The organism is [Anoxybacillus] calidus (assembly GCF_013760845.1).
Classification (GTDB): domain Bacteria; phylum Bacillota; class Bacilli; order Bacillales; family Anoxybacillaceae; genus Paranoxybacillus; species Paranoxybacillus calidus.
On sequence record NZ_JACDUU010000013.1, the window covers coordinates 39,463 to 46,120 of the forward strand.

Here is a 6,658-nt window from a genome sequence, read left to right on the forward strand (position 1 = left end):
ATGGAGGTGTAATGTATGTCACGTGTTGGTAAAAAACCACTTGAGATTCCTGCTGGTGTTACAGTTACAGTGAATGGCAACACAGTTACGGTAAAAGGTCCGAAAGGCGAACTTACTCGCACTTTCCATCCTGATATGACAATTAAATTAGAAGATAACGTTTTAACAGTTTCTCGTCCGAGCGATGAAAAAGAGCATCGCGCTCTTCACGGCACAACTCGTAGCCTTTTAGCAAACATGATCGAAGGAGTTTCTAAAGGATACGAGAAAGGCCTTGAGCTAATCGGTGTCGGTTATCGTGCATCTAAACAAGGTAAAAAACTTGTACTTAACGTTGGCTACTCTCATCCTGTTGAAATCGAGCCAGAAGAAGGTCTTGAAATCGAAGTTCCGTCTCAAACAAAAATTATCGTTAAAGGTGCGGACAAACAACGTGTTGGTGAATTAGCAGCCAACATTCGTGCGGTACGTGCTCCAGAGCCTTATAAAGGAAAAGGTATCCGTTACGAAGGTGAAGTTGTACGTCGTAAAGAAGGTAAAACTGGTAAATAATGCTGCTTAGGTAAATGAAAGGAGTGACATAAATGATCACTAAGCTTGATAAAAATGCAGTTCGCAAAAAAAGACATGCTCGTGTTCGTAGAAAAGTGTTCGGAACTGCTGAGCGTCCGCGTTTAAATGTGTTCCGTTCTAACAAACACATTTACGCTCAAGTAATTGATGATATGAAAGCAGTAACGATTGTGAGCGCTTCTACATTAGATAAAGAATTGAACTTAGAGTCAACAGGCAATGTTGAAGCAGCTAAAAAAGTTGGCGAATTAGTTGCAAAGCGTGCGTTAGAGAAAGGTATTAAATCTGTTGTATTCGACCGTGGCGGATATTTATATCATGGACGTGTAAAAGCTCTTGCTGACGCTGCTCGTGAAGCTGGTTTAGAATTCTAATAACAAAGGAGGGACAGAGATGCGTCGCATTGATCCAAACAAACTTGAACTTGAAGAACGCGTTGTTGCCGTTAACCGCGTAGCAAAAGTAGTAAAAGGTGGACGTCGTTTCCGTTTCGCTGCTTTAGTTGTTGTTGGTGACAAGAACGGGCATGTTGGATTCGGAACAGGAAAAGCTCAAGAAGTTCCAGATGCTATTCGCAAAGCAATTGAGGACGCTAAGAAAAACCTAATCACTGTACCAATCGTTGGCACAACGATTCCTCACGAAGTAATCGGTCATTTCGGTGCAGGTGAAATTATCTTAAAGCCTGCTTCTGAAGGTACAGGAGTTATCGCTGGTGGTCCTGCACGTGCTGTATTGGAGTTAGCAGGTATTAGCGACATCTTATCAAAATCAATTGGTTCTAACACACCAATTAACATGGTACGTGCAACAATTGACGGTTTAAAACAATTAAAACGTGCTGAAGACGTAGCGAAGTTACGCGGTAAAACAGTTGAGGAACTGTTAGGATAAGGAGGGAAATAAAATGGCGAAAAAATTAGCAATCACCCTCACTCGTAGCGTTATCGGTCGTCCTGAAGATCAACGTATTACTGTAAAAACATTAGGATTAAGAAAATTGCATCAAACTGTTGTTCATAATGATAATCCGGCAATCCGCGGAATGGTTAATAAAGTTTCTCACCTTGTAAAAGTGGAAGAAGTAGAAGAATAATCGATATTCTTAACTATAAGGAGGTGCCTCGCGATGAAACTTCATGAATTACAACCAGCACCGGGTTCTCGTAAAGAACGTAATCGTGTTGGTCGTGGTATCGGTTCTGGTAACGGTAAAACTTCTGGTAGAGGTCAAAAAGGTCAAAAAGCTCGCTCTGGCGGCGGCGTAAGAATTGGCTTTGAAGGTGGTCAAACTCCTTTATTCCGTCGTCTTCCAAAACGTGGATTTACAAACATTAGTCGTAAAGAGTATGCGATTGTTAACCTTGATGCACTTAACCGTTTTGAAGACGGTACAGAAGTAACACCTGAACTTTTACTTGAAACAGGTGTTGTCAGCAAATTAAAAGCTGGCGTGAAAATTTTAGGTAACGGCCAAATCGAGAAAAAATTAACAGTAAAAGCACATAAGTTCTCCTCTGCTGCAAAAGAAGCAATTGAAGCTGCTGGCGGTAAAACTGAGGTGATTTAATGTTTCAAACAATCTCCAATTTTATGCGCGTGGGTGATATAAGAAAGAAAATTATTTTCACCCTTCTTATGTTGATTGTTTTTCGCATCGGTACATTTATTCCCGTACCGAACGTGAACACTGATGTGTTAAAGCTCCAAGATCAAGTGAATGTGTTTGGTGTTTTGAATACATTCGGTGGAGGAGCTTTGCAAAACTTCTCTATTTTTGCGATGGGAGTTATGCCTTACATTACAGCATCCATCATTGTACAACTGTTACAGATGGATGTTGTTCCTAAATTTACAGAATGGTCCAAACAAGGAGAAGTTGGAAGGCGTAAATTAGCTCAGTTTACCCGCTACTTTACGATTGTGCTTGGTTTTATTCAAGCACTTGGTATGTCTTACGGCTTCAATAACCTTGCAGGAGGATTATTGATTAAAAACCCTGGAATAGGAACGTATTTGTTAATTGCAACAGTTTTAACTGCTGGTACAGCATTTTTAATGTGGTTGGGAGAACAAATTACTGCTAAAGGTGTAGGAAACGGAATTTCCGTTCTCATCTTTGCAGGAATTGTTTCAGGTATCCCATCTACTCTTAACCAAATTTACGCACAGCAATTTGAAAATGCTGGCGAAGATTTGTTCTTACGAATTGTTACGGTACTTCTCATTGCATTGGCTGTTGTTGCAGTTATTGTCGGAGTTATTTATATGCAGCAAGCGCTTCGGAAAATTCCGATTCAATATGCAAAGCGCTTAGAAGGACGTAGCTCAGTGGGTGGTCACTCTACTCATTTACCGCTTAAAGTAAATCCGGCAGGTGTTATTCCTGTTATCTTTGCGGTGTCGTTTGTTATTACTCCACCGACGATTGCATCGTTTTTCGGCTCTAATGATGTAACATTGTGGATTAGGAAAACATTTGATTATACACAACCAGTTGGTATGATTATATATGTGGCATTAATTATTGCCTTTACGTATTTCTATGCATTTGTTCAAGTGAACCCGGAACAAATGGCGGAGAACTTAAAGAAGCAAGGTGGTTACATTCCAGGTATACGTCCAGGAAGAAACACGCAAGAGTATGTAACAAAAGTTCTTTATCGACTCACGTTTGTTGGTTCATTATTCTTAGCAGCAATCGCTGTTCTTCCTGTCTTCTTTGCTAAAATTGCTGAATTGCCGCCTTCTGCTCGAATTGGTGGAACAAGCTTGCTTATCGTTATCGGTGTTGCACTTGAAACGATGAAACAGCTTGAAAGTCAACTCGTAAAACGTCATTATAAAGGATTTATTAAGTAAGAGGTTTTGGGAATATTTATTCCCTTTACCTCACATAGAGCTGAGGGGGAACAAGGATGAATTTAGTTTTGATGGGGTTGCCGGGTGCCGGAAAAGGTACTCAAGCGGAAAAAATTGTAGAGAAATATGGAATTCCCCATATTTCTACAGGTGATATGTTTCGCGCTGCGATTAAGGAAGGTACAGCTTTAGGATTGAAAGCTAAGTCATATATGGACCGAGGAGATCTTGTGCCTGATGAAGTCACAATTGGAATCGTTCGTGAACGCTTAAGCAAAGACGATTGTCAAAAAGGATTTTTGCTTGATGGGTTTCCACGAACTGTAGCTCAAGCAGAGGCACTTGAAAATATTCTTGCTGAACTTAACCGCTCTATCGACTATGTTATCAACATTGATGTTGATAAAGATATTTTAATGGAGCGTTTAACAGGAAGACGTATTTGCAAAGATTGTGGTGCGACATATCATTTAGTGTTTAATCCGCCTGCTCAATCTGGGGTTTGTGACAAATGTGGCGGTGAGCTTTATCAACGTGCTGATGATAATGAAGAAACAGTGGCAAATCGTCTTGAGGTGAACTTAAAGCAAACAAAGCCATTGCTCGATTTTTATCAAGAAAAAGGCTACTTGCGTAATATTAACGGCCAGCAAGAAATCGATAAAGTATTCGAAGATATTAGCGAACTGCTCGGGGGTTTACAATAATGATTATTTGCAAAACCCCACGTGAAATTGAAATCATGCGTGAAGCTGGGCGAATTGTTGCTTTAACTCATCAAGAGTTAAAAAAGCACATTCAGCCAGGAATTACAACGAAGGAGCTTGACCATATTGCTGAGAAAGTCATCCGCCAATATGGTGCTATTCCTTCCTTCAAAGGATATAATGGATTCCCTGGAAGCATTTGTGCTTCTGTGAACGAACAATTGGTTCACGGTATTCCCGGTGACCGAGTATTAAAGGAAGGCGACATTATCAGCATTGATATTGGAGCTAAATATAATGGTTATCACGGTGATTCTGCCTGGACATACCCGGTCGGTAAAATTTCTGAGGAAACACAAAAGCTTCTTGACGTAACAGAACAGTCGTTATACAAGGGCTTACAAGAGGCAAAACCAGGTGCCCGTCTATCTAATATTTCTCATGCTATTCAAACATACGTAGAGGCTCATCATTTTTCGATAGTCCGTGAGTATGTTGGGCATGGAATTGGTCAAAACTTACATGAGGACCCGCAAATTCCGCATTATGGTCCACCTAATAAAGGACCTAGACTGAGACCTGGAATGGTTTTATGTATCGAACCGATGGTAAATGCGGGAAGTCGCTATGTGCGAACACTTGAAGATAATTGGACAGTTGTTACAGTGGACGGTAAAATGTGTGCGCATTTTGAGCATACGATCGCTATCACGGAGACCGGTTATGAAATTTTGACGACCCTTTAATAGAAGGTGAGATGGTTGCCAAGAAAATGCTCACCGTGCCAAGTGGGGCAAATTGTACAAATTACGCACGGACGTGATGCGGGACAGTATGCAGTAGTCATTCATGTTATAGATGAACGCTTTGTCCTTCTTGCAGATGGAAGTAGACGTAAATTTGATTTTCCAAAGCGGAAAAATGTACAGCACATTCGGTTGCTGGATTACATTTCTTTGGAAGTTCAAAACAGCATTATGGAAACTGGTCGTGTGACAAACGGCAAATTGCGTTATGCATTAACGAAATTTGCCAATGAATATGTTACAAAGAAGGGAGAGCCGTTCAATGGCGAAGGACGATGTAATTGAAGTGGAAGGCACTGTTGTTGAAACGTTACCAAATGCAATGTTCAAAGTTGAATTGGAAAATGGACATACGGTATTAGCGCATGTCTCTGGAAAAATTCGAATGCACTTCATTCGCATTTTACCTGGAGACAAAGTTACGGTAGAATTATCTCCGTATGATTTAACTCGTGGTAGAATTACGTATCGATATAAATAATAAACACTCCGGACTAATAAGGAGGTAAGAAACATGAAGGTCAGACCATCTGTTAAACCAATCTGCGAAAAATGCAAAGTTATTCGTAGAAGAGGAAGAGTCATGGTTATTTGCGAAAATCCAAAACACAAACAAAAACAAGGATAATTTTAAGGAGGTGTATGTAACATGGCACGTATTGCAGGTGTAGATATTCCTCGTGATAAACGTGTAGTTATTTCTTTAACATATATCTATGGTATCGGAAAACCAACTGCGCAAAAAATCTTAGCGGAAGCAGGTGTTTCTGAAGACACTCGCGTTCGCGATTTAACAGAAGAAGAATTAGGTAAAATTCGTGAAATCGTTGACCGTCTAAAAGTTGAAGGAGATCTTCGTCGTGAAGTATCTTTAAACATTAAGCGTTTGATGGAAATCGGCTGCTATCGTGGTCTTCGTCATCGTCGTGGTTTACCAGTTCGTGGTCAAAATACGAAAAACAATGCTCGTACACGCAAAGGTCCACGCCGCACTGTAGCTAACAAGAAAAAATAATTGAGAAAAGGAGGTAAATGAATTAATGGCACGTAAAACAAATACACGTAAACGCCGTGTGAAAAAGAATATTGAATCTGGTATTGCTCACATTCGTTCTACATTCAACAACACAATCGTAACAATTACTGACGTTCATGGTAACGCAATTTCTTGGTCAAGTGCTGGTGCGTTAGGTTTTAAAGGTTCTCGCAAATCAACTCCATTCGCTGCGCAAATGGCTGCAGAAGCTGCTGCAAAAGCTTCTATGGAGCATGGCATGAAAACTGTTGAAGTAAATGTAAAGGGACCTGGTGCTGGTCGTGAAGCTGCTATCCGTGCACTTCAAGCTGCTGGATTAGAAATTACAGCAATTAGAGATGTTACTCCTGTACCACATAACGGATGCCGTCCGCCAAAACGTCGCCGTGTTTAATTTCTCTGTATAGAATTTGTATCCTTGTCAATAATGGGATATGATATATAAATTCTTGCAGAGAAATTTAAACCAGTTGTTGTGCACATTCGGGAACTTATTCATGGGGGAATTTCGATTAGGCGTTTAACGTTTGATCGGGGTTTCGACGTTTTGAAGGAGGGTTATATAATGATTGAAATCGAAAAGCCAAAAATCGAAACGGTTGAGATCAGCGAAGATGCCACATATGGCAAATTCGTCGTTTATCGGCTTGTGCGTGGTTTTGGTACAACTTTGG

13 protein-coding genes and 1 pseudogene are annotated in these 6,658 nt (G+C 40.4%); all 14 read left to right on the plus strand.

Annotated features, from left to right (window positions below):
• Positions 1-15: 15 nt before the first annotated feature.
• Positions 16-552: a 50S ribosomal protein L6 gene (gene rplF, locus HNQ85_RS16825; RefSeq protein WP_181538865.1), complete on the plus strand. Its 537-nt coding sequence runs from the start codon at positions 16-18 to the stop codon at positions 550-552.
• A 32-nt stretch (positions 553-584) separates the two neighbouring features.
• The gene (gene rplR, locus HNQ85_RS16830; RefSeq protein ID WP_181538866.1) at positions 585-947 is read left to right on the plus strand and encodes a 50S ribosomal protein L18; all 363 of its coding nucleotides are present in this window, start codon (positions 585-587) and stop codon (positions 945-947) included.
• A gap of 19 nt (positions 948-966) precedes the next feature.
• Positions 967-1,467 carry a 30S ribosomal protein S5 gene (gene rpsE, locus HNQ85_RS16835; protein WP_003397684.1) on the plus strand — a complete coding sequence of 167 codons (501 nt, stop codon included), beginning with the start codon at positions 967-969 and terminating at the stop codon, positions 1,465-1,467.
• A gap of 13 nt (positions 1,468-1,480) precedes the next feature.
• Positions 1,481-1,669, plus strand: a complete 189-nt coding sequence (gene rpmD / locus HNQ85_RS16840) for a 50S ribosomal protein L30 (RefSeq protein ID WP_044895209.1) — start codon at positions 1,481-1,483, stop codon at positions 1,667-1,669.
• 33 nt (positions 1,670-1,702) lie between these two features.
• Positions 1,703-2,143, plus strand: coding sequence for a 50S ribosomal protein L15 (rplO, locus tag HNQ85_RS16845; RefSeq protein WP_181538867.1), 441 nt, complete (start codon positions 1,703-1,705; stop codon positions 2,141-2,143).
• On the plus strand, positions 2,143-3,435 hold the full coding sequence (gene secY / locus HNQ85_RS16850) for a preprotein translocase subunit SecY (protein WP_181538868.1): 1,293 nt from the start codon (positions 2,143-2,145) through the stop codon (positions 3,433-3,435). Before rplO ends, secY begins: the two co-directional genes overlap by 1 nt.
• Before the next feature lie 56 nt (positions 3,436-3,491).
• Positions 3,492-4,142 (plus strand): adenylate kinase, encoded by a 651-nt coding sequence (locus HNQ85_RS16855; protein WP_181538869.1) that lies wholly within the window; start codon positions 3,492-3,494, stop codon positions 4,140-4,142.
• Entirely contained in the window at positions 4,142-4,888 is a 747-nt protein-coding gene (map, locus tag HNQ85_RS16860; protein WP_181538870.1) for a type I methionyl aminopeptidase, read from the plus strand. The genes HNQ85_RS16855 and map overlap by 1 nt, the downstream gene beginning before the upstream one ends.
• 15 nt (positions 4,889-4,903) lie before the next feature.
• Positions 4,904-5,233, plus strand: a complete 330-nt coding sequence (locus tag HNQ85_RS16865; protein WP_181538871.1) for a KOW domain-containing RNA-binding protein — start codon at positions 4,904-4,906, stop codon at positions 5,231-5,233.
• Entirely contained in the window at positions 5,211-5,429 is a 219-nt protein-coding gene (infA, locus tag HNQ85_RS16870; protein ID WP_003178377.1) for a translation initiation factor IF-1, read from the plus strand. The genes HNQ85_RS16865 and infA overlap by 23 nt, the downstream gene beginning before the upstream one ends.
• A 33-nt stretch (positions 5,430-5,462) precedes the next feature.
• Positions 5,463-5,576 (plus strand): 50S ribosomal protein L36, encoded by a 114-nt coding sequence (rpmJ, locus tag HNQ85_RS16875; RefSeq protein WP_066207081.1) that lies wholly within the window; start codon positions 5,463-5,465, stop codon positions 5,574-5,576.
• 21 nt (positions 5,577-5,597) lie between these two features.
• Complete coding sequence (gene rpsM / locus HNQ85_RS16880; RefSeq protein ID WP_044895215.1) at positions 5,598-5,963, plus strand: 30S ribosomal protein S13; 366 nt, start codon at positions 5,598-5,600, stop codon at positions 5,961-5,963.
• Between the two features lie 25 nt (positions 5,964-5,988).
• Positions 5,989-6,378: a 30S ribosomal protein S11 gene (gene rpsK, locus HNQ85_RS16885; protein WP_181538872.1), complete on the plus strand. Its 390-nt coding sequence runs from the start codon at positions 5,989-5,991 to the stop codon at positions 6,376-6,378.
• Between the two features lie 171 nt (positions 6,379-6,549).
• Positions 6,550-6,658, plus strand: a pseudogene (locus HNQ85_RS16890) (DNA-directed RNA polymerase subunit alpha); the annotation flags it as partial.

Bases quoted from the DNA above. Each gene is read 5' to 3' on its own strand.
- infA (WP_003178377.1), top strand. From the start codon at position 5,211: ATGGCGAAGGACGATGTAATTGAAGTGGAAGGCACTGTTGTTGAAACG.
- rpsM (WP_044895215.1), top strand. From the start codon at position 5,598: ATGGCACGTATTGCAGGTGTAGATATTCCTCGTGATAAACGTGTAGTT.
- rpsK (WP_181538872.1), top strand. From the start codon at position 5,989: ATGGCACGTAAAACAAATACACGTAAACGCCGTGTGAAAAAGAATATT.
- rplR (WP_181538866.1), top strand. From the start codon at position 585: ATGATCACTAAGCTTGATAAAAATGCAGTTCGCAAAAAAAGACATGCT.
- rpmJ (WP_066207081.1), top strand. From the start codon at position 5,463: ATGAAGGTCAGACCATCTGTTAAACCAATCTGCGAAAAATGCAAAGTT.
- HNQ85_RS16855 (WP_181538869.1), top strand. From the start codon at position 3,492: ATGAATTTAGTTTTGATGGGGTTGCCGGGTGCCGGAAAAGGTACTCAA.
- rplF (WP_181538865.1), top strand. From the start codon at position 16: ATGTCACGTGTTGGTAAAAAACCACTTGAGATTCCTGCTGGTGTTACA.
- map (WP_181538870.1), top strand. From the start codon at position 4,142: ATGATTATTTGCAAAACCCCACGTGAAATTGAAATCATGCGTGAAGCT.
- secY (WP_181538868.1), top strand. From the start codon at position 2,143: ATGTTTCAAACAATCTCCAATTTTATGCGCGTGGGTGATATAAGAAAG.
- rpmD (WP_044895209.1), top strand. From the start codon at position 1,481: ATGGCGAAAAAATTAGCAATCACCCTCACTCGTAGCGTTATCGGTCGT.
- rplO (WP_181538867.1), top strand. From the start codon at position 1,703: ATGAAACTTCATGAATTACAACCAGCACCGGGTTCTCGTAAAGAACGT.
- rpsE (WP_003397684.1), top strand. From the start codon at position 967: ATGCGTCGCATTGATCCAAACAAACTTGAACTTGAAGAACGCGTTGTT.